This window comes from Paraburkholderia lycopersici (genome assembly GCF_900096975.1).
In the GTDB taxonomy this organism is placed as follows: domain Bacteria; phylum Pseudomonadota; class Gammaproteobacteria; order Burkholderiales; family Burkholderiaceae; genus Paraburkholderia; species Paraburkholderia lycopersici.
The window spans coordinates 20,407-39,428 of the sequence record NZ_FMYQ01000040.1; the positions used below are offsets into that span (position 1 = coordinate 20,407).

The window sequence follows — 19,022 nt, forward strand, 5'->3', positions numbered from 1 at the left end:
TATTCCTCAAGTTGCAACCGGGCAATCGTTGAACCGGATTGCCGTGAAGTCGGTTTGCAGTTCCTCGCCGAATTCGAGGATCGTCTCGTCTTCTTCATCGCGATACCAGTTCACCTGCACCTGATTGCCCGACGAGGCGGCGCGATCCAGCGCGTCGAACACGCTGAACAGCATTTTCGTGCTTGAACTGTTGAAGTACGTCAGTGTGACTTCGACCGTGATCGCGGCATTCACGCAACCGCCGAGCCAGACGTTGAGTCGCTCGATGACGGGCGCGTAAAACGCAGCGGCGTTCTCGGGATACGACTCGCCTTGCAGCGAGAGCACGTTCTTGTCGAAGCGGAAGTCGATTTCAGGCGACGTTGCCGTGGCGGCGATAAAAAGGTTTTCCATTTTGTACGCGTGCCCTGGTCAGATGATGGTCTTGAGGCAAAACAGTGTGGTGTTCGCGTCGTCTTCGCGTGGATGAAATGCGAAGTCGAGCGGAGCACTCGCGTCGCGCGCCATCGTCAGAAAGCCCAGCCCCGCGCCTTTGCTGTCGGCAGGCGTCTCGGCGCGCAACGACGTCTTGTACGCCTGCTTGATCTCTTCGATCGACATGTTGCGCAGCGGTTCGAGCTTCTCGCGCAATTCGTTCACGGCGGCCGTGGCGATGGGATTCATGCACACCATGAGGTGACGCTCGCCCTCGGTGGAAATGCACATGGCGCCTTCGCGAATTGCACCGCCATGGGCCTGGTCTGCGGTCAGCGCGTCGGACGAGTAGTGCACGATATTTTGCGAAAGCTCGACGAACGACGAGAAAATCTTTCTGCGCGTCGCTGTGCTCAGGCCCGACACTTCCAGTTGCAGTTTCACGACTTCGCTCATCGCCGCGACGATGCTGTGCGAAAAATAGCCTTTGTGATAGAAGAGCAAATTGCGCTTCTGTGCAATTTCGAAGAAGCAGCAGTTCTGATCCAGAATTCCAGACATTTTGGTGGACTACCTTAAACTCGTGCGAAGAAAAGCGTGACATCGTCGCGGCGCGTTTGCGAGCCTTGCCATTCGGCAAAGGCTTCGAGCAGGCGCGCGCACATGAAGGAAGAAGCGTTCTCGCGCTGGGCGAGAATCAGATCGAGCGCGCGGCGTTTTCCGAACGCAATTTTTCGCGGACCGCCGATCTGGTCGGTCAGTCCATCCGTCGAGACGAACATCAGGCTGCCGGCCGTTACCTCGACGGCGTGCTGGGTCCACACGTACTCCGCGAGGCTGTCTACATAGCCCACGCCCATGCGGTCGCCCGCAATGCTTTCGAACTGTGAGGCGTCGGGCCGCAGCACGTGCAGCGCCACGCGCGCGCCGGCAAACTGCAGCGTCTGGCGGCCGGCATCGAACCAGAAGAACGCGGCATCCAGCCCATCATTGGACTGCGAGGTGTCGCCTACGCCGTTGATCTGGCCGAGCAGCCCCTTCACGTTGCGATTGACCGCCGCAAGCAGCGCAGAAGGATTGCGCGGGCCGATCTGTTCGAGCGCCTGCGAGAGCGAAGCCGAGGCGAGCAAGGTCATGAACGCACCCGGCACGCCGTGCCCCGTGCAATCGGCCACGGCGCCGAACCAGCCGTCGGCAAACGCGGCGAAATGGTAGAAGTCGCCGCCGACCACGTCGCGGGGTTCCCAGACGAGCGCGGCATCGGGCAGCATGTTCGAGAGCGTTTCGCGCGAGGCGCGCAGCATGGCTTGCTGGATCACGCTCGCGTATTCGATGCTCTGCATGATCTGGCGATTCTTCTCCGCCTGCAGTTCCGCCACGATGGAGAGCAGCCGCAGGCCGTTGCCCAAGCCGGCGAAGCGGCCTTCGCGAGTCACGATGAAGCCGTCGACGAGCGCCTTCTCGCCCACTTCGACCGTCCTGAACGTGAGCGCTTCGATGCTCATGTCCGCATCGACGATCAGCGGCTCCTTGTCCATGAACGCGATGCAGCTCTTCTTGTCGTAAAGCTCGCGATGAAACGGCTTGCTCATCTGCGAGAGGAAAATGTCGCGATTGATGAGGCCGATGGGACGATCGTTCTCGATCACCGCGAGGCTGGCCATGTCGCGCCGAGAATAGAAAATCTCCATGACGAGAGAATTCGAATCCGAAGCGTCGATGGCCGGCACTTCCTGTGCCAGATCTCCGGCGCTGCGCGGCCCTGTGGAAAGTCCCGGACGACGAAACTGCGCAAGCGCGGGATGCATGATTATCCATTCCGGTTAAATATGGAGAATCAGCACGCTAATGACTATTTATGTCATTTACGTTACACGAGCCGCAGAGAGGGCCCAAGTTGGCCTCTTTAATACAGTGTCTTGATCTGCGTATCCCGCGCTAACGTTTGCGGGATTTTTTTCGCATCCGTGACACAAGATTGCATCGAATTACACTTCGATCAGAATCCGTCCGCCTTCGACCCGGGCCGGATATGTCGCGAGCTTCTCGCATACCGGCGCACACAGCGGCCGGCCATCGCGCACGTCGAAGCGGCCATTGTGCTTCGGGCATTCGATTACGTGCCCCATGACGAGCCCGTCGGCCAGATGCACGTGCTCGTGCGTGCAGAGCCCGTCGCTTGCGTAGACCTGGTTTTCCACGCGGTAAATCGCGTAGGTTCGCTCGCCGTGGTCGAATCGCATGACGTCTTCGTCTTCGATATCGTCGAATGCGGCCGCGTCGATCCATTGGGGCATGGTTGTCTCCGGTTGGGTGTCAGACGGTTGCGCGAGCAACCAGTCATGCTTCGGCGTGGCCCGGAACCGGGCGCACCACGTGATACGACGGATCGCGCGTTTGCCGCACGAGCGCGGGAATGATTTCGGCGTAAGCCGCGAGGCTGCTGCGATAGGCTGGCGGCATATCGGCTTTCACGACTTCGTGCAGGCGCGGCAGCGCGTGAAAAGGGATCATCGGAAACATGTGATGCTCGACGTGATAGTTCATGTTCCAGTAGAGAAAGCGGAACACCGGGTTCATCATCACCGTGCGGCAGTTGCGCCGGTGGTCGAGCACGTTCTCGGGCATGCCCGCGTGCTGCGTGAGGCCGAAGTAGAGATAAAGCCACGCACCGTACAGGCTCGGCAGGCCGATGTAGAGCAGCGGCAGGATCGTGCGAAAGCCGATGCACGAGCCGATCACAACCGCATACGCGAAGAGGCTGAGGCGCGCCTCGCGAATCGCCTTCGGCCATTCGGAAGCGGGCACGAAGCTCTGCTCTTGCACGCCGAGGCGCCCGCATGCGGCGCCGAACATACGCGGCAGCTCGCGCGATACGTGCTTGAGCGCGAACACGTTGAGCGCGAGCGAGAGCCAGTCGGTGGGGCGCGGCGCGGCAATTTCGGGATCGCGGCCCACCACGAGCGTATCGGTGTGATGGCGCGCGTGGCTCCAGCGCCAGATCGTCGCGCAGCGAAACACCTGGAACGAGGCGATCTGATAGAGCACATCGTTCATCCAGCGTGTCCTGAATGCCGTGCCGTGGCCTGCCTCGTGCCAGCGCGAATCGGCAGGGCTGCAATAGAGCGTGCCGTAGAGCAGGAACGCGGGAATGGCCCACCATGAATGCGCGTGCCACAGTAAGCCGGCAAGCACGCCGCTCGCGACGATCGCCGCGTACCAGATGGCGGTATCCCGTATGGCGCGCGCGTCGCTGCGCTGCATCAACTGCTTCATCATGGGGCGCGGCACGGCGCACCGGTACCAGTCGGCGTTGACGAGGCCCGCGGCGCGCGCGCGTTCGCCGGCGCCGCCCACGAGCCGGTAGTCGGCATGATGCGGCGCGTAAGCGTGGGTCTGCTGGTCGGCCACGGTGTCTCCTTGATGTGCTGGCAGCGCGCAGCGTGCGATGCGCTGCGCGTGTCAACACTAAAATAGGTGACGCGGGGCCGGGGCTCAACCGGAAGATCGACGAAATTTCGTCGGCGGCCGTTGGCCCGCTCAGGCGGCTGCTACGCGCTCGCCGTGGGCTTGCGCGGCGGGCGCCGGGTCCGCAGCATCGGCCACGACGACCGGGACGCGCCGCGCAAGCGCGCACATCAGTTCATAGCCGATCGTGCCCGACGCCTCGGCCACTTCGTCCACGCGCACCTGGTCGCCCCACAGTTCTACGCTCGAACCGATGCCGGCTTGCGGGCACGGCGTGAGATCGACGGTGAGCATGTCCATCGAAACCCGGCCGACAATGCGCGTGCGCACGCCATCGACGGCAATCGGCGTGCCGGTGCGCGCGTGGCGCGGATAGCCGTCCGCATAGCCGCACGCCACCACGCCAACGCGCATGGGCCGGTCCACCTCGAACGTGCGGCCATAGCCGATGGTTTCCTGCGGCGCGAGCGTCTGCACGCCGATGATGCGGCTCGTGAGGGTCATCGCCGCGCGCAGCCCGAAGCCTTCCACGTGACGCGCCACGCCCGTGGGCGACGCGCCATACAGGATCGTGCCGGGCCGTACCCAGTCCCGATGCGCGCGCGGATGCCAGAGCACGCCCGCCGAGTTCGATACCGACTGCTCGCCGGGCAGGCCCTGCACGGCGGCATCGAACGTATCGAGCTGCCAGTCGATCTGACCGTCGTCGGCGTTGGCGAAGTGCGTCATGAGGCCGATCGCGCCGATCGAGCGGATGCCGCGCGCGCGCTCCCACGCGGCGCGAAACGCATGCGGGCGAAAACCGAGGCGGTTCATCCCCGAGTTCATCTTCAGCTGAATGTCGACGGGGCGCTGCGACTTTGCGGCTGCGAGCATGTCGAGCTGCTCGTCGCAGTGAACGGCCACGGTCAGCCGATGCGCGACGGCCAGCTCCACATCGGCCGGCTCGAAGATCCCTTCGAGCAGAAGCAGCGGTTTGGTCCAGCCCAGCTCGCGCACGCGCACAGCTTCGTCCAGGTCGAGCAGCGCGATGCCTTCCGCGCCAGCCAGCGCCGGATAAATGCGTTCGATGCCGTGGCCATACGCGTTGGCCTTGATGACGGCGAAGGCGCGCGCGCCGGAGGCGATCTGCCTCGCGAGCTGCAGATTATGGCGGACGGCGTCGGGCTGGATGCGGGCGGCGATGGGGCGCGGCATGGGTGTTCCTGTAGGTTGAGTCGGTTGAGTCGGTTGAGTCGGTTGAGTCGGTTCGGTCGATTCGTCTGCAGCGGGGCGGCCGCGCGCGTGCGAACAACGTGCGATCTAGTAGTTTGTGCAATCGTATTGACTTTTATCCGGTTATTTTTAATGTATTTGCGGATAAATTTGGTTGAATCGACTAACCGTCAGACGGCCCACATGCGGTTCTCCCCGGATGCCGGGGGCGTTCACGGGGCCGCGCCAGCCCCTTGCTGGCGGGCGAGCGATTCGATCAGCTGGATCAGCAGGCGGGCGGGTTCGCTCAGCGCGCCCGGGGCGCGATGCACGAGGCCGATGTCGCGGTGAAACGTATGCTGCCCGAGGTCGATCACGCGCACCCCGGCGGGCCAGCGCCGCCGCCACGCCGATGTCTGCGGCACGAGCGCCGCGCCTACGCCCTTCGCGACGAGCCCGACGATGGCTTCCAGTTCGTCGAGCTCGCTCGTTTCCCGCACGGCGCAATGCATGCGGCGCAAGAACCGGTCCACCTGGCGACCGCCGAACGACGCGCGATCGTAGCGGATGAAGGGCAAGCTCGCGAGCAACTGCGTCCAGTCGTCGCCTTTTACGCGGCGCGGCACGATCAGCCGGAATGGCTCGCGTGCGAGCGCGGTCCAGCGTAAATCGCTTTGCAGTGCGAAGGGAGGGCGAATGATCGCCGCCAGATCGAGTTCGCCCGCGTCCACGAGGTTGTGGAGCTCCATCGACACGCCGGGAACGACGCGTGTGCGGCAACCCGAACAACGTCGATGGAACCCGGCCAGCGCCTCAGGCAACAGCGAGCGCTGCACCGAGGCAATGGCGCCCAGCATGACATGCCCCGTTGCCGCAGGGCCGGCAGCGTTCGAACTCATGTTCTCGTACAGCCGGATGACCTCTTGCGCCTGTGCGAGTACCTGCTGGCCCGCCGCGTTCAGGCGTGCCGCGCGCCCCTCGCGGTCGAATAGCGCGAAGCCCAGTTCCGCCTCGAGGCGCTGCATCTGCGCGCTTACGGCGGCCTGGGTCAGGCCGATCTTCTGACCAGCCGCGGCGAACGTGCCTTCGCGCGCCACTGCGACGAGGGTTCTGAGCTCGCGTATCACATTCATCAAAATAATTTGTGGATTGGAAAATTATATATTGATTTTGTTTTTGTTTGACCCTGCCTATCATTACGCCATTCCTGGTTATTGCCGAACTGGAGACACACATGGCGCTTTCGCCTTTTCATCTCGCGATACCCGTTTATGACCTGCAGGCGGCGCGCGACTTCTACGGTCGCGTGTTCGGTCTTGCGGAAGGGCGCTCCAGCGCGCAGTGGGTCGATTTCGATTTTTTCGGCCATCAGCTCGTGATTCACGAGCATCCGAAGACGGCCTCGCAGGAGAGCGCCCACACGAACCCGGTGGACGGCCACGACGTCCCCGTGCCGCACTTCGGCGTCGTGCTGGGCTGGAGCGACTGGGAGGCGCTGGCCGGGCGCCTCAAGACCTTTGGCGTGGCGTTCGTGATCGAACCGTACGTGCGTTTCAAGGGCCAGGTGGGCGAGCAGGCCACGATGTTCTTCCTCGACCCGTGCGGCAACGCGCTCGAATTCAAGGCGTTCAAGGATATCGGCCAGCTCTTCGCGAAGTGAGCGGGGGCCGCCCGCAAAGCGCCTGCCGTTGCGCCCATCGGCATAGGGCCGCCGTGAACGCGTAAGCGCATAGTGGCGCGAGTTCCGGACCGCCGGTAGATTCCGGCAGCCGGTCAAAACAAATCAGGAAGCCTGATGAAATGCGCTCGCTGGCGCGGGGCACGACCGCTACGGCTGCCGCCAGTGAAAGCGATCGCCGCGCAGCGGAGTGCCTGGCGTGTCGAGCATGTCGTCCTCGCGCGATGGGGCCTCGAAATACGAGGCGCCTTCCTTGCGCGGCCCCGTGTGCAGCGCGGCGCGCGAAATGCCCGACGCAACGGACGCAGGCGACGCCGGCCACATCAGCGAGGAAGGATGCCAATGTGGTGCGGGAGGCACAGCGCTCGCGGGGGCGGGGAGTGCGGCGTTGTCGTTGGCCGGGGCGACGCCAATGGCCCACGCGGCCGGCACCGCCGTCAGAACGATCAGCAGGGAGAACGTAGCGTGTTTCATGCGGACTCACCACGGGAACTGGACTAACGCGGGCTGTATTTTATGTCACGCATTGAGGTATTTCCAGGCGCCGGAATCGCTGCCGCGCAGACGTCATTTGCCGGCTGTGCGCATGTCCATGCTGAACGCTCTGCCTCGATATTTCTATAAATTGGAATAATGAGGCGAGAAATGGCAGGTCTGTAGCATGATCCTATCGGAATTGCGTCAGATCGGACGAAGTCGCCGTAATCCGCTAGGAAATGTCGTAAGGGTTTGTTAATATCGCCGGCCAGATAGAAATGAGAATGACTCTCATTAAATATTCTTGCACCGGCGAAACGACCTACCCAAAACGACATGAACAATCGAGCACATGCGCGTGGCGCGCTGCCCCGTCCGTTGCATATCGCGGCCTGGCTCACTTTCGCGGTTGCTCACGCCGCCGCCGCCCAAACCGCGGCGCGGGACGCGGGCAACGGCACGGCGAGCGCGGAGCAGGCCCTCCCCGCCGTGAAGGTGAGCGCCGGCACGGCAGCCGATTCGCCGCTGCATCTGGGCGCGCCGGTGTCGAGCGGGGCGCTCGGCACGCGCTCGCAGCTCGATACGCCGTTCTCGACCACGGTCGTGACCGGCGACGATCTAGCCGACCGCCAGGTCTACAAGCTCGGCGGTGTCTTCGCCGGCGACGCCTCGGTCAGCGACAACAGCAACGCCTATAGCGCGTGGGCCACCTACATCACGATTCGCGGCCTGCCCGTGGACTGGCAGAACGGCTTTCGCATCGACGGCAATCCGTTCATTTCGTACGGCATCACCATGCCCTATGAGCAACTGGAGCGCGTGGAACTGCTCAAGGGCCTGGGCGGCTTCATGTACGGCTTCGCGCAACCGGGCGGTCTCGTCAACTACGTCACGAAACGGCCGGACAAGGACCCGGTGACGAGCCTCGACGTGGGCTATCGCATGGACGGCGTGCTGAGCACGCACGTCGATCTCAGCCGCCGTTTCGGACCGGACGGCATGTTCGGCGCGCGACTGAACTACACGAAGGAAGCGGGCAAGACCTATAACGCCGGCGATATCAACCGCAACTCGGTCTCGCTCGCGCTCGACGGCCAGCTCACGCGCGACCTGCAGGTCTGGTTCAACGCGCTCTATCAGACGATCCGCTCAAGCGGCCAGATGCCCGCCATCTACACGGGCAGCTATACGGCGTCGAGCTTGCCCGCCGTGATCAGCGGCGGCACCAACCTGCTGGCCGGCATCGACCAGCATCTGAACACGAATCTGCAGCTCTATACGGCGGGCGTGCGTTACCAGATCGCGCCTGGCTGGTCGTTCACGACTTCGGGGAGCTACAGCAAGTCGGCGCGCGACCGCAACGAGAGCACGCTCACGCTGCTCAATCAGGCGGGCGACTATACCGATGCGCGCTGGAACGGCGACGAAGGTCATCAGGACATCTACTGGCAGGGCATGTTCGAGGGCAAGGTGAAGACCGGGCCCTTCACGCATGAACTCGTGATTGGCGGCGCGTATCAGCATCAGACCAACAACTACGCGTCGAACCCGATTTATAACGTGCTTGGCAACGGCAATCTGTACCAGCCCAACCCGTGGCGCTTCTATTCGGGCAGCGGGCTCGAAACCTATCGCGCGAGCGATATCACGCAGGCCTCGGCTTTCGTGAGCGACACCGTCGCGATCACGAGCCGCTGGTCGGTGCTCGCCGGCGTGCGTTACACGAACTATAGTCAGAACAACTACGCAACCACGGGCGAGAAAACGTCCGCGTACAGCCAGAACGGCGTGCTCACGCCGACCTTCGCGCTCATGTACAAGCTCGAGCCGGACACGACGCTGTATGCGAGCTACGTCGAGGCGCTGGAGCAGGGTGCGATCGTGGACAGCATCTATGCGAACGGCGGCGCAATGCTGCGTCCGCTGCGCTCGCGCCAGTACGAGCTTGGCATCAAGAGCGAGCACGAGCGCTGGAGCGCGACCGCGGCGCTGTTCCGCATCGAACGCGGGGCGGCCTATGCGAACAGCGACAACGTCTACGTGCAGGACGGCAATTCGATCTACGAAGGAATCGAGGCGGGCGGCAGCGTGCGCCTTGGCCGAAGCTGGCAGGTGGCGGGCAATGTCATGCTGCTCGATACGTGGTACGCGAAGGGGCAGTCCTTCAACGGCAATCGCGTGGCCGGTGCGCCGAAGTTCGTCGCGGCAGGCCGCGTGAGCTACGACGTGCCGTACGTGCAGGGCCTGCAGCTCGCCGCCGATGCGAAGTTCACAGGTAACACGCAGGTGCGTCCGGCAAACGATCTGCAGACGGGCGGCTATCTGCTCGTGAACGTGGGCGCGAACTACCTCACCCGCATTGGCGGCCACGACGTAACGCTGCGCGCGGCGATCGACAACGTCACGAATCGCCGCTACTGGATGTTCCAGTACGCCGATTACATCGCGCCGGGCGATCCGCGCACGGTCAGCCTCAACGCGAAGATCGACTTCTGAGCGGTTTTGGGCGCGTTCGGTCGGCGGAGTGCCGCCCGCGCGCGCCGTTTGGTCTACGAAATCGGCTGCGAACCCGGAGCCGGGTTGCCGAGGTCGTCGGTCGGCAGATATTGCTGGTCGAACGCCGCAACGTACAGCGCCCATTCGGGCTCGCCGAGATCCACGAGTAGCGCGCCGTCCTGCCAGATGTCGTTGTGGTCGTTCACGTCGTTGCCCGCGCGATGGATGAACTCGCCCTTGGAGCCCTGATTCATGTGGACGTCGTGCATGCCGTCGCCTTCGCTGTAAAAGCGGCCGAAAACGTACACGTCGAGCGACGACTGTTGCGCGCGCAACAGAAGGCGCTGCAGCGAGGCAACGGGCTCCACCTGGTCCGAGCCGTCCATCACGTTGCTGTTGCGCCATGTGCCGGTATTGGCGAGGAAGTCGCTGCGCTGGAAGTCGATCGCGGGCAGCGCGTCCGTGCCCGTGAGGCCGGTCGATCCGGCTTGCGCGCTCTGTAGCGAGGCGAGCACGTTGTGGCGGAAGTCGAACGCGAGCTTGTACTTGAGCAGGTCGTCGGCGTCGGTGGTGCCCACGTTGACGGCGATATCCCATTGCGCGCCGTTCACCGTGACGCCGAAGTGCAGATGATATTGAACTTCGTGAGGCCGCCTCGTCGACTTCAGCCGCGGTGCAGAAACGATCTTCGCTTTGACGAAGCCGTAAGGAAGGGCCATCGCTCGCTCCTTGCCGGTCGGGTGGATTGCGTCATTGTGCAACGCGAACGTGAATTTGCGCTTACAGAGTGCGCGCACGGCGCGGCGACGAAAGCTGTCGGCGCGCTTTCACACCGCCGCCGACAGCCGCGCGCTGCGCTTACCCCAGCGCCACTACTGCGATTTCCACGAGCAGTTGCGGCGAAGCCAGTTGCGCCTGCACTGTCGCGCGCGCGGGTGCGCAACCCTCGGGCACCCATGCGTCCCACACTTCGTTCATGCCCGCGAAGTCTCGCGCGATGTCGGCGAGCCACACCTGCGCGGAGACGAGCCGTGTCTTGTCGATGCCGGCCCTGGCGAGAAAACCGTCGATCTTCGCGAGCACGGCGGCGGTCTGGATCTTCACGTCGGGCGACTGATCGACCGAGGTCTGGCCGCCCACGAACACGAGCCCTGCGGCCTTCACGACGCGGCTCATGCGCTGACTGGTTTCCATGCGAACGATATCGTTCATGTGTCTGCAAGCTCCTTTCGGGGTTGGGAGAATCGTGGATCAATGCGCGGCCGCGCCTGCCAGGGGCGCGCGAGCCGATGCGCGCTCGAAGCGGTCGATCGCAAATGCATCGAGCGACAGGGAGGGCGCGCCGTCGAGCACCAGCTCGGAAACGAGCCGTCCGCACGCAGGCCCGAGCTGAAAGCCGCTCCCGCAATAGCCGAACGAATAGTAGAGGTTCGCGGCGCGGCGGCTCGCGCAAATGATGGGCAGCGAGTCGGCCGTGAACGCTTCGACGCCGGCCCACGCGCGGTTCACGCCCAGATGGCGCAAATGCGGAAACAGATCGACGACGGTCCGCGCGCTCTTCACGAGCCGCATGAAATCCACTTCGCCGTGCCGTCCCGGCAAATCCGCGATGCCGATCAGTTTGCCGCCGATCACCACGGTGCCGTTGTCGAACTGCTTGAACGAAAGTGGCCGGCCCGTGGCGCCGAGCGTCGCGCGGCAGAAGGGCGCCACGCGATGCGTGACCATGAGCATGAGCCCTTCCGGATGCACGGGCACGGGCTCGCCTGCCTGGCGCGCCAGTTCGCCCGACCACGCGCCGGCCGTCACGAGCAGCTTGCGGGCCGCGAATGCGCCGCGTGGCGTTTGCGCGATCCAGCGCTCGCCGCGCGCCTCGATGTGCGTCGCCGCGGCGTCCTCGTAAAAGCGCGCGCCGTGCTTCTGCGCGGCGAGGCGAAATGCCGTGGTCGTGCGAAACGGCAACGCATAGCCGTCGCGCTCGACCCAGATGCCGCCGGTTACGTGCCGTGCGAGCGCGGGTTCGAGTTCGAGCACCGTCTCGCGGTCGATCAGCTTTTCGTGGGTGTAGCCGTGGGATTCGAGCAGTGCGACGCGCGCGCGGCATTCTTCCAGTTCGGCCTCGGTTTCCGTAATCTTCAGTTGTCCGGATGGAACGAAGCCGCCGTCGTCGCCGATCGTTTCGGGCAGCGCGTGCCAGATTTCACGCGACATCAGCGCAAGCGGAATTTCGGGCAGCGGCCGACCGAGCGTGCGCACGCCGCCCGCGTTGACACCCGACGAATGGCGTCCCACGTAGTCGGCTTCGAGCACGATCACGCTCGCACCGCGCCGCGCCATGTGAAAGGCGCTGCTCGACCCATGCAGGCCGCCGCCGATCACGAGCACGTCCGCCTCCTGCGCGGCGCCCGCATGGGGATTTCGGGCGTCATTCACCGGCGAGTTCTCCGAGAGTGAGCGGCTTGATGGGCGGCCGGATGCGGTAGTAGCCGACGACACCCGGCGCGACATTGCGCGCATCGGCGATGACTTCGGTAACCGTGAGCCCGCACAGGCGGCCCTGGCATGGGCCCATGCCGCAGCGGCCGAACGATTTCGCCTGGTTCGGGCCGAGGCAGCCAAGCCCGACGAATCCGCGCAGTTCACCTGCGGTCACCTCCTCGCAGCGGCAGACAATGGTGCTGTCGGCGGGGATGCGGTTCGCGTCGCGCGGGCGGTAGAGGCTGTCGAGGAACGGCCGGATGCGCATCACGCGTTCGAGTTCGGCGCGGTGGGGCGCGGCTTCGCTGTCGCGCGTGGATCGATCGATGGCGCCCAGTTGCACCGCCACGGCCAGCGCGGCGAGCGCGCCCTGTTCGGCAGCGGCCTGTGCGCCGCCGATGCCCGCGCCGTCGCCCGCCACGAAGATGCCGGGCACGTCGAGTTCGCCCCAGGCGTCGGTTTGCGGCCTGAAGCATAACTGCCCGTTGTCCCATCGGTGCGTGGCGCGTAGCGCCTGCGTGAACTGCGTGTTGGGGACCACGCCCTGGTGCAGCAGGATCACGTCCGCTTCGATCCGTTGTGCGCGGCCCTGCGACGTGAACGTGAGCGCGGTGGCGCGCTGCACGCCGTCGCTGCCGAGGCGCCCTTCCACGGCGAGGTCGTCGGCGGCTTCGAAAACGGGCACCCTGGCTTCGCGCAGCGTGCGGATCAGATTCAGGCCCTTGCTGAGGAGCGGCCACGCGCGCAGCGCCGAAAGCAGATGGCGTTTCGCGCGCCAGCGATCTTCGTGGCGCGTGGTATCGACGAGCGCACGAACCGGCACGCCCGCGCGCACATACTGCCAGCCGAGCAGATAGAGCAGCGGCCCGCAGCCCACGAGCACCGGCGCAGAGGCGGGCACTTCGCCCGCGCTTTTCAGCAGGATCTGCGCGGCGCCCGCCGTGAGCACGCCAGGCAGTGTCCAGCCCGGAATCGGAAACGGCCGCTCCAGTGCACCGCTCGCGAGGATGACGCGCCTCGCCTGGAAGCTGCCTACCTTGCCGTCCTTGAGATACTGGACCGCATGCTCGCGCGTGACCTGCCATACGGAGGCCCGCGCGACGTGGCGCGCGCCGCTGCGGGCGAACGCTTCGGCAATGGCTTCGCCCGCCGCGTAGTCGGGCCCGAGTATTTCCTTGCGCCGCGCGTCGGCGCGGCCTATCGCACGGTATATCTGGCCGCCGACGGCGTCCTGCTCATCGATCAGGACGACTGAGAGTCCCGCGCGCGCCAGACGCGTCGCCGCGCTCATGCCGGCTGGGCCGGCGCCTACGACGGCGACATCGACGGCTTGCGCATCGAAATCGGCGATTTGTTCGTCTTTGTGTTCAGCGGGCATGAGCGTTCTCCAGCGTGTCGAGGTCGGCCCCGGGTTCGGGCGGCAGGTCGCGCGCGCCTTCCTGCGAGCGGATATGCATGCCCGCGCGCACGGGCACCATGCAGCTCTGGCGGCTCGGCACGCCGTCTATCTCGACGAGGCATTCGAAGCATGCGCCCATCATGCAGAACGGCGCGCGCGCGGCACCCGAAACGGGCGTCGAGCGAAAGCGCGAGACGCCAGCGGCGAGCAATGCGGCCGCGACCGAGCGATCGCCAGGCACGGCGAGCGGCTGGCCGTTGAACCAGATGTCCACGCGCGTTGGCGTGTCGGAGAGCGTCTTGAACAACGGTGCCTGGGCTTGGGTAGTTTGGGCTGTCATGGCAGGTTCAATGAGCGAGGATCGGTACGGCGGTTGCGTCGGCGGCGAAGCGGCGCGCGGAAAAGGCGGGCAGTTCGGCGGGCATCGGCGCGCCGGCAATCCATGGCGCGATGCGCAGCGCGTGGGCCGCCGCGAGCGTCACGCCGCTGTGGCAGGTCACGACGAACGCACCCGGATGCGCCTGCGACTGATCGTAGATCGGAAAGCCGTCGGGGCTATACACGCGCAGCGCCGCCCACATGCGCACGAGCCGCACGTGCGCGAGCATCGGAAACGCGCGCACGCCGCGCGCCGCGATCTGGCGCAGGATGGGCGTGGTGGTGAAGTCGTCGAAGCCGGCTTCTTCCATCGAGTCGCCGAACTGCACCGTGCCTTCGTCGGTCTGGCGCACGTTGATGGTCGGGTAGCGCAGAAACGGCTCGACGCGCTCGCTCACGAGCACCTGGCCGCGATTGGGCGCAACAGGCGCATCGAGGCCCACGTGCGGCGCGAGCGCGCGATTGCCGAGGCCCGCTGCGAGCACGACGCGCGCCGCGTGGTACGCGCCGCGGCGGCCTTGCACGCTGAATCCGCCATGCCCCGCAACGATACGCTCGGCACGCTCGCCCGAGACGAGCCGCACGCCGCGCCGCTGCATGGCGCCATGCAGTGCGCGCAGCAGCTTGAGCGGATTGACGTGGCCGTCCATCGGCGTATAGCTCGCGCCGGCCACGGCCGGCCCGATGCCGGGCAGCCTTTCGCGCAGCTCGCGATGATTTAGCAGTTCGAACGGATAATCGCCGATCTCGGCTTGCAGCGTCGAGAGCCGTTTATGGCGATCGGCCATTTCCTCGTCGGAGAAGCAGATGTGAAAGCCGCCGGGCTGGCGCAGCGCGACATCGACGCGAGCTTCGTCGGCGAGGCTTTGTGCGAGCAGCGGCCAGCGCTGCGCGGAACTGCGCGACCAGCGCGCGTATGGCGAGAGGCCATAGCCCTTGCCCTGGATCCAGACGAGGCCGAAGTTGCCGCGCGAGGCGCGCAAGCCGCCGTCGTCCTCGTCGAGCACGGTCACGCGCGCGCCTTCGCGGGCGAGGCCGTAAGCCACGGCGGCGCCGACGAGGCCGCCGCCGATCACGAGCACGTCGGGACTTGCGCAGGAGTTCTGTGTCATCGGGATTCTCCGATCAGGATGCGGTCGAGCCCGACCATGCGGTCGAGCAGCAGCATCAGCAAGATCGTGCCGACGATCAGCACCGCCGACACCGAAGTGACGAGCGGGTCGATCGTCTGCGCGATCTGGTTGTACATGGCGACGGGCAGCGTGGTCGTGCCGGGCGTCGCGACGAAGATGGTCATCGTGAGTTCGTCGAAGCTCTGGATGAACGAGAGCACCCAGCCGCCCGCCACGCCCGTGCGGATCATCGGCAGCACCACGCGGCGAAATGCCGTGAATCGGCTCGCGCCGCACGAGAGGGCCGCGCGTTCGGCGTCGCGGTCGAGGCCGACCGCCGAGGAGAGCGCGAGGCGTAGCGCGTAGGGCAGCACGATCACGACATGCGCGGCGACGAGCGCCCAGAACGAACCGTTCAGGTTCAGCAGCGAGAGAAAGCGCAGGAACGCGATGCCGAGCACGACGGCGGGAATCATCATTGGCGAGAGGAAGAAGCTCATCAGCGCGCCGCGTCCCGCAAAGCGATAGCGCGCGATGGCGAGCGCGGCGGGAACCGCGAGCGCCACGCCGATGGTGGCGGCCGCGAACGCGAGGCGCACCGAGAGCCAGAACGCCGAGATAATGTCGCCGTTCTGGAGGATCGCGCGAAACCAGCGCAGCGAGGCGCCGTCGAACGGCATCGAGATATAGCCCTTGTCCGTGAACGCCACGAGCATGACCACCACGAGCGGCGCGAGCATGAAGGCGAGAAAGCACGCGTTGAACGCGAGCCCGGGCAATCCGTTGCGTTTCATGGCGAGGCCCTCAGTCGAAGATGTGCTTGTAGCGGCGTTCGGCGAGGCGGCTGCAGCCCATCACGATCGCCACGTTGGCGATCAGCAGCAGCACGGCGATGCTCGCGCCGAGCGGCCAGTTCAGTGTGCCGAGGAACTCGTCGTAGGCGGCCGTGGCCACCACTTTCAGGCGCCGTCCGCCGATCAGCGCGGGCGTGGCGAACGCGGAGGCCGAAAGCGCGAACACGATGATCGAGCCCGAGAGCACACCCGGCATGATCTGCGGCAGGAGCACGCGGCGGAACACGCGCAGCGGCGGCGCGCCCAGCGAGCGGCCTGCCCATTCCACCTGCGGATCGAGCTTTTGCAGCGTGGCCCACACCGACATCACCATGAACGGCACGAGCACGTGCGTGAGCGCGATGATCGTGCCCGTCATGGTGAAAACGAGGCGGATGGGCTCGTCGGTGATGTGCAGCGACTGCAGTGCGTTGTTGAGCACGCCGTTGTTGCCGAGCAGGATCTGCCAGCCGAGCGTGCGCACGACCACGGAGATGAGCAGCGGGCCCAGCACGATCAACAGGCAGACGGATTGCCAGGGGCGGCGCATGCGCGCGAGCACGAGCGTCTCGGGCACGCCGAGCGCGATGGACAGGATCGTGACGGCGAATGCGAGCCCGGCGGTGCGCAGGAAGATCTGGCCATAGTAGGGATCGCTCAGGACACCAAGGTAATTGGCGATGGTCCAGCCGCGCTGCACGCCCGCGATGTCGCTGAACACATGGAACGAGAGCATGAACGTGAGCAGCAGGGGCACCAGCAGCAGCGCGAGAAAGAGCAGCAGCGCCGGCGCGGAGAGCAGCCAGGGCGCCGCGCCCGCGCGCGAGTCGTCAAGCGTTGCCATGGGTGCCCTCCCGCGTGAGGACGCGCAGATCGTCGTCGGTCCATGCGAGCCCCACCTCGCTGCCTTCCTCGGGCGGCGGCGCGCCGTGGTTCGGCTGCGCGACATGCAGCTTGCCCAACTCGGTCTCCACGGCGAGCAGCCACTGGTTGCCGACGAACACGCGCGTCGTCACGCGGCCCGTGAGGCGCGCGTCGCCGTTGGCGAGCCGCACTTTCTCGGGGCGGATGTAGACGTTCACGGCGCCCGCCACCTCGCGGCCCTCGTGCGGCACCTGCAGCATCGTCCCGGCAACCTCGACCTCGGCGCAGCGCGGATTGCGGCGCAACACCTCGCCCTCCAGCGTGTTGGTGCGGCCGAGGAAGGTCGAAGCGAACGGCGTGGCAGGGCGTTCGTAGGCATCGAACGGCGTGCTCAACTGGGCGATCGTGCCGCGATGCATCACGGCGATGCGATCGCTCATCGTCATCGCCTCGACCTGGTCGTGGGTCACGAGAATCGTCGTGATGCCGAGGCGCTTCTGGATCGCGCGCAGTTCGATATGCATCTCCTCGCGCAGCTTGGCGTCGAGGTTCGACATCGGCTCGTCGAGCAGCAATAGTTCGGGCTGCATCGCAAGCGCCCGGGCGATCGCCACGCGCTGACGCTGCCCGCCCGACAGCTCCTTCGGGTAGCGCGCGTCGAGGCCTCGCAGGCGCACGAGGTCCAACGCCTCGGCAATGCGTTCGGCGCGCTGCGCACGCTTCATTTTTCGCATCTCGAGGCCGAAGCCCACGTTGCCGGCCACGGTCATGTGCGGGAAAAGGGCGTAGCTCTGGAACACCACGCCTATGCCGCGCTTCTCGGGCCGCTCGTGGGTGATGTCGCGGCCGTCGAGCGTGATGCGGCCCGTGGTCGGCGTGACGAAACCCGCGATCATCTGCAGCGTGGTGGTCTTGCCGCAGCCCGAAGGACCGAGCAGCGACAGAAACTCGCCGCGCGCGACCGTGAGGTCGAGCTGCTCGATCGCCGTGAAGTCGCCGTAGCGCTTCGATATGCCTTGCAGAGTGAGGAAGCTCATGAGCGTCGGCCCTCGCTTGTCAGGTGCGTTGCACGAGGCGCGTGCATCAGCGCTCGACCGAACGGTTCCAGCGCTCCGTCCACTCGGTGCGATGCGCGTTGATGGTGGTCCAGTCCATTGCCGTGAGCTTCGAGATCTGGTCGGGACCGTAGGGCACGCGCGCGGCGACTTCCGGCGTGAGCTTGACCGTCTTGTTGACAGGGCCAAGGCCGATGTCCGCCGCTTGCTGCACCTGCACATCGGGGCTCAGGAGGAACTGGATGAACTGCTGCGAAAGCTGCGGCTGCGCGTTCTGCGCCACGGCGCACGCGGCCACCTGGAGCGCCACGCCGCCTTCCTTCGGGTAAATGAACTTGAGCGGAAAGCCCGTGTTTTGCAGCGCCACCGCCCGGCCGCTGCCGTAAGGCGCGAGGATCACGTCGCCGGACTGCATGAGGCCGTCCATTTCGCCGGGCGTGGGGGCCCACGAAAGCACGTTGGGCGCGACCTGCTTCGTCATGGCCGTAAAGCCGGGGTCGATGTTCTTCTCGCCGCCGCCGTTCAGGCGCGCAAGCATCACGAGCGTATGCAGGCCGTAGGTGTTGGTGATCGGCGGCACGCCGAGCTTGCCCTTCACGTGCGTGTCCTCGAGCGATTTCCACGAATCCGGCGCAGGCAGACCAAGTTTTCTGAACGCCTGTTCGTTATAGCCGATGCCGGTCGCCACCATGCCCACGCCCACCGCGGTCGGGCCGATTCGCGCGAGCGGGTAGAGGTCCTTCATGACCGGCGCGTCGTCGATCTTTCCGCACAGGCCGAGCTGCATGGCCTGGTACATCGGGCCGTCGTCCATCACGGCGACGTTGATCTGTTCGTGGCCCTTCTGCGCCTGGAGCTTCGCGAGCGTGTCGCTGGAATTGCCCGCCACGTACACGACCTTTATGTCATGGGCCTTTTCGAACGCCGGAATGATCTTCTGACGATAGAGCTGCTCGTTGGAGCCGCCGACATTGGCGACGTACAGCGTGGTTTCGGCCTGCGCGAGCGCCGATGCGGCGAGGGTGGCGACGGCGGCGAGCGCCGTGAGTGCGGATTTGGATGGGGAAGTTGAACGACGACACAACGCAGCTTTCATGACGACGATCTCCATTCGATTATGGGGAACGGCGAACCGGGCAGTGCGCCGATGCATCGCAGTCTGTGCCCTGGCCGGCC

At 65.5% G+C, this 19,022-nt stretch carries 20 protein-coding genes; 2 read left to right on the forward strand and 18 right to left on the reverse strand.

Features of this window, described 5'->3' with window-relative positions:
- Positions 1-6: 6 nt before the first annotated feature.
- The 7 genes from BLU17_RS29390 to BLU17_RS29420 form a co-directional block, all read right to left on the reverse strand.
- Complete coding sequence (locus tag BLU17_RS29390; protein WP_092005334.1) at positions 7-393, reverse strand: DUF1987 domain-containing protein; 387 nt, start codon at positions 391-393, stop codon at positions 7-9.
- A gap of 18 nt (positions 394-411) precedes the next feature.
- Positions 412-975 (reverse strand): SiaB family protein kinase, encoded by a 564-nt coding sequence (locus tag BLU17_RS29395; RefSeq protein WP_092005337.1) that lies wholly within the window; start codon positions 973-975, stop codon positions 412-414.
- A 14-nt stretch (positions 976-989) separates the two neighbouring features.
- The gene (locus tag BLU17_RS29400) at positions 990-2,105 is read right to left on the reverse strand and encodes a SpoIIE family protein phosphatase (protein WP_092005428.1); all 1,116 of its coding nucleotides are present in this window, start codon (positions 2,103-2,105) and stop codon (positions 990-992) included.
- A 297-nt stretch (positions 2,106-2,402) separates the two neighbouring features.
- On the reverse strand, positions 2,403-2,711 hold the full coding sequence (locus BLU17_RS29405) for a non-heme iron oxygenase ferredoxin subunit (RefSeq protein WP_092005340.1): 309 nt from the start codon (positions 2,709-2,711) through the stop codon (positions 2,403-2,405).
- Positions 2,712-2,754: 43 nt separating this feature from the next.
- Positions 2,755-3,825, reverse strand: coding sequence for a fatty acid desaturase family protein (locus BLU17_RS29410; protein WP_092005343.1), 1,071 nt, complete (start codon positions 3,823-3,825; stop codon positions 2,755-2,757).
- A 129-nt stretch (positions 3,826-3,954) separates the two neighbouring features.
- The gene (gene alr / locus BLU17_RS29415) at positions 3,955-5,079 is read right to left on the reverse strand and encodes an alanine racemase (RefSeq protein ID WP_092005346.1); all 1,125 of its coding nucleotides are present in this window, start codon (positions 5,077-5,079) and stop codon (positions 3,955-3,957) included.
- A gap of 230 nt (positions 5,080-5,309) precedes the next feature.
- The gene (locus BLU17_RS29420; protein WP_092005431.1) at positions 5,310-6,203 is read right to left on the reverse strand and encodes a LysR family transcriptional regulator; all 894 of its coding nucleotides are present in this window, start codon (positions 6,201-6,203) and stop codon (positions 5,310-5,312) included.
- 107 nt (positions 6,204-6,310) lie between these two features.
- Here BLU17_RS29420 and BLU17_RS29425 point away from each other — a divergent pair, with 107 nt between their 5' ends.
- Positions 6,311-6,736 (forward strand): VOC family protein, encoded by a 426-nt coding sequence (locus BLU17_RS29425; RefSeq protein ID WP_092005349.1) that lies wholly within the window; start codon positions 6,311-6,313, stop codon positions 6,734-6,736.
- A gap of 168 nt (positions 6,737-6,904) precedes the next feature.
- Here the strand turns inward: BLU17_RS29425 and BLU17_RS29430 are convergent, their stop codons facing one another.
- Positions 6,905-7,228, reverse strand: coding sequence for a hypothetical protein (locus BLU17_RS29430; protein ID WP_092005352.1), 324 nt, complete (start codon positions 7,226-7,228; stop codon positions 6,905-6,907).
- A 339-nt stretch (positions 7,229-7,567) separates the two neighbouring features.
- On the opposite strand from BLU17_RS29430, the gene BLU17_RS29435 reads away from it, so the two are divergent.
- Entirely contained in the window at positions 7,568-9,727 is a 2,160-nt protein-coding gene (locus tag BLU17_RS29435) for a TonB-dependent siderophore receptor (protein WP_092005354.1), read from the forward strand.
- Between the two features lie 53 nt (positions 9,728-9,780).
- Here the strand turns inward: BLU17_RS29435 and BLU17_RS29440 are convergent, their stop codons facing one another.
- From BLU17_RS29440 to BLU17_RS29485, 10 genes are all read right to left on the reverse strand, one after another.
- A complete protein-coding gene (locus tag BLU17_RS29440; RefSeq protein WP_092005357.1) occupies positions 9,781-10,446 on the reverse strand; it encodes a DUF2278 family protein in 666 nt (221 codons plus the stop codon).
- A gap of 139 nt (positions 10,447-10,585) precedes the next feature.
- Entirely contained in the window at positions 10,586-10,939 is a 354-nt protein-coding gene (locus BLU17_RS29445) for a RidA family protein (RefSeq protein WP_092005360.1), read from the reverse strand.
- Positions 10,940-10,978: 39 nt separating this feature from the next.
- On the reverse strand, positions 10,979-12,160 hold the full coding sequence (locus tag BLU17_RS29450) for an NAD(P)/FAD-dependent oxidoreductase (protein ID WP_092005363.1): 1,182 nt from the start codon (positions 12,158-12,160) through the stop codon (positions 10,979-10,981).
- Positions 12,153-13,583, reverse strand: a complete 1,431-nt coding sequence (locus BLU17_RS29455; RefSeq protein ID WP_092005366.1) for an NAD(P)/FAD-dependent oxidoreductase — start codon at positions 13,581-13,583, stop codon at positions 12,153-12,155. Before BLU17_RS29455 ends, BLU17_RS29450 begins: the two co-directional genes overlap by 8 nt.
- Entirely contained in the window at positions 13,573-13,944 is a 372-nt protein-coding gene (locus BLU17_RS29460) for a (2Fe-2S)-binding protein (protein WP_092005369.1), read from the reverse strand. The genes BLU17_RS29455 and BLU17_RS29460 overlap by 11 nt, the downstream gene beginning before the upstream one ends.
- Before the next feature lie 7 nt (positions 13,945-13,951).
- Positions 13,952-15,094 carry an NAD(P)/FAD-dependent oxidoreductase gene (locus tag BLU17_RS29465; RefSeq protein ID WP_092005372.1) on the reverse strand — a complete coding sequence of 381 codons (1,143 nt, stop codon included), beginning with the start codon at positions 15,092-15,094 and terminating at the stop codon, positions 13,952-13,954.
- Positions 15,091-15,888, reverse strand: a complete 798-nt coding sequence (locus tag BLU17_RS29470; protein WP_092005376.1) for an ABC transporter permease — start codon at positions 15,886-15,888, stop codon at positions 15,091-15,093. Before BLU17_RS29470 ends, BLU17_RS29465 begins: the two co-directional genes overlap by 4 nt.
- Positions 15,889-15,898: 10 nt before the next feature.
- Positions 15,899-16,771 carry an ABC transporter permease gene (locus BLU17_RS29475; RefSeq protein WP_092005379.1) on the reverse strand — a complete coding sequence of 291 codons (873 nt, stop codon included), beginning with the start codon at positions 16,769-16,771 and terminating at the stop codon, positions 15,899-15,901.
- On the reverse strand, positions 16,758-17,828 hold the full coding sequence (locus tag BLU17_RS29480) for an ABC transporter ATP-binding protein (RefSeq protein ID WP_092005382.1): 1,071 nt from the start codon (positions 17,826-17,828) through the stop codon (positions 16,758-16,760). The genes BLU17_RS29475 and BLU17_RS29480 overlap by 14 nt, the downstream gene beginning before the upstream one ends.
- Before the next feature lie 46 nt (positions 17,829-17,874).
- Complete coding sequence (locus BLU17_RS29485) at positions 17,875-18,942, reverse strand: ABC transporter substrate-binding protein (protein WP_092005434.1); 1,068 nt, start codon at positions 18,940-18,942, stop codon at positions 17,875-17,877.
- Between the last annotated feature and the right edge of the window lie 80 nt (positions 18,943-19,022).

Coding starts and splice junctions, on each gene's coding strand:
- BLU17_RS29390 (WP_092005334.1), bottom strand. CDS start 393: ATGGAAAACCTTTTTATCGCCGCCACGGCAACGTCGCCTGAAATCGAC.
- BLU17_RS29395 (WP_092005337.1), bottom strand. CDS start 975: ATGTCTGGAATTCTGGATCAGAACTGCTGCTTCTTCGAAATTGCACAG.
- BLU17_RS29400 (WP_092005428.1), bottom strand. CDS start 2,105: ATGGAGATTTTCTATTCTCGGCGCGACATGGCCAGCCTCGCGGTGATC.
- BLU17_RS29405 (WP_092005340.1), bottom strand. CDS start 2,711: ATGCCCCAATGGATCGACGCGGCCGCATTCGACGATATCGAAGACGAA.
- alr (WP_092005346.1), bottom strand. CDS start 5,079: ATGCCGCGCCCCATCGCCGCCCGCATCCAGCCCGACGCCGTCCGCCAT.
- BLU17_RS29425 (WP_092005349.1), top strand. CDS start 6,311: ATGGCGCTTTCGCCTTTTCATCTCGCGATACCCGTTTATGACCTGCAG.
- BLU17_RS29430 (WP_092005352.1), bottom strand. CDS start 7,228: ATGAAACACGCTACGTTCTCCCTGCTGATCGTTCTGACGGCGGTGCCG.
- BLU17_RS29435 (WP_092005354.1), top strand. CDS start 7,568: ATGAACAATCGAGCACATGCGCGTGGCGCGCTGCCCCGTCCGTTGCAT.
- BLU17_RS29440 (WP_092005357.1), bottom strand. CDS start 10,446: ATGGCCCTTCCTTACGGCTTCGTCAAAGCGAAGATCGTTTCTGCACCG.
- BLU17_RS29445 (WP_092005360.1), bottom strand. CDS start 10,939: ATGAACGATATCGTTCGCATGGAAACCAGTCAGCGCATGAGCCGCGTC.
- BLU17_RS29455 (WP_092005366.1), bottom strand. CDS start 13,583: ATGCCCGCTGAACACAAAGACGAACAAATCGCCGATTTCGATGCGCAA.
- BLU17_RS29460 (WP_092005369.1), bottom strand. CDS start 13,944: ATGACAGCCCAAACTACCCAAGCCCAGGCACCGTTGTTCAAGACGCTC.
- BLU17_RS29465 (WP_092005372.1), bottom strand. CDS start 15,094: ATGACACAGAACTCCTGCGCAAGTCCCGACGTGCTCGTGATCGGCGGC.
- BLU17_RS29470 (WP_092005376.1), bottom strand. CDS start 15,888: ATGAAACGCAACGGATTGCCCGGGCTCGCGTTCAACGCGTGCTTTCTC.
- BLU17_RS29475 (WP_092005379.1), bottom strand. CDS start 16,771: ATGGCAACGCTTGACGACTCGCGCGCGGGCGCGGCGCCCTGGCTGCTC.
- BLU17_RS29480 (WP_092005382.1), bottom strand. CDS start 17,828: ATGAGCTTCCTCACTCTGCAAGGCATATCGAAGCGCTACGGCGACTTC.
- BLU17_RS29485 (WP_092005434.1), bottom strand. CDS start 18,942: ATGAAAGCTGCGTTGTGTCGTCGTTCAACTTCCCCATCCAAATCCGCA.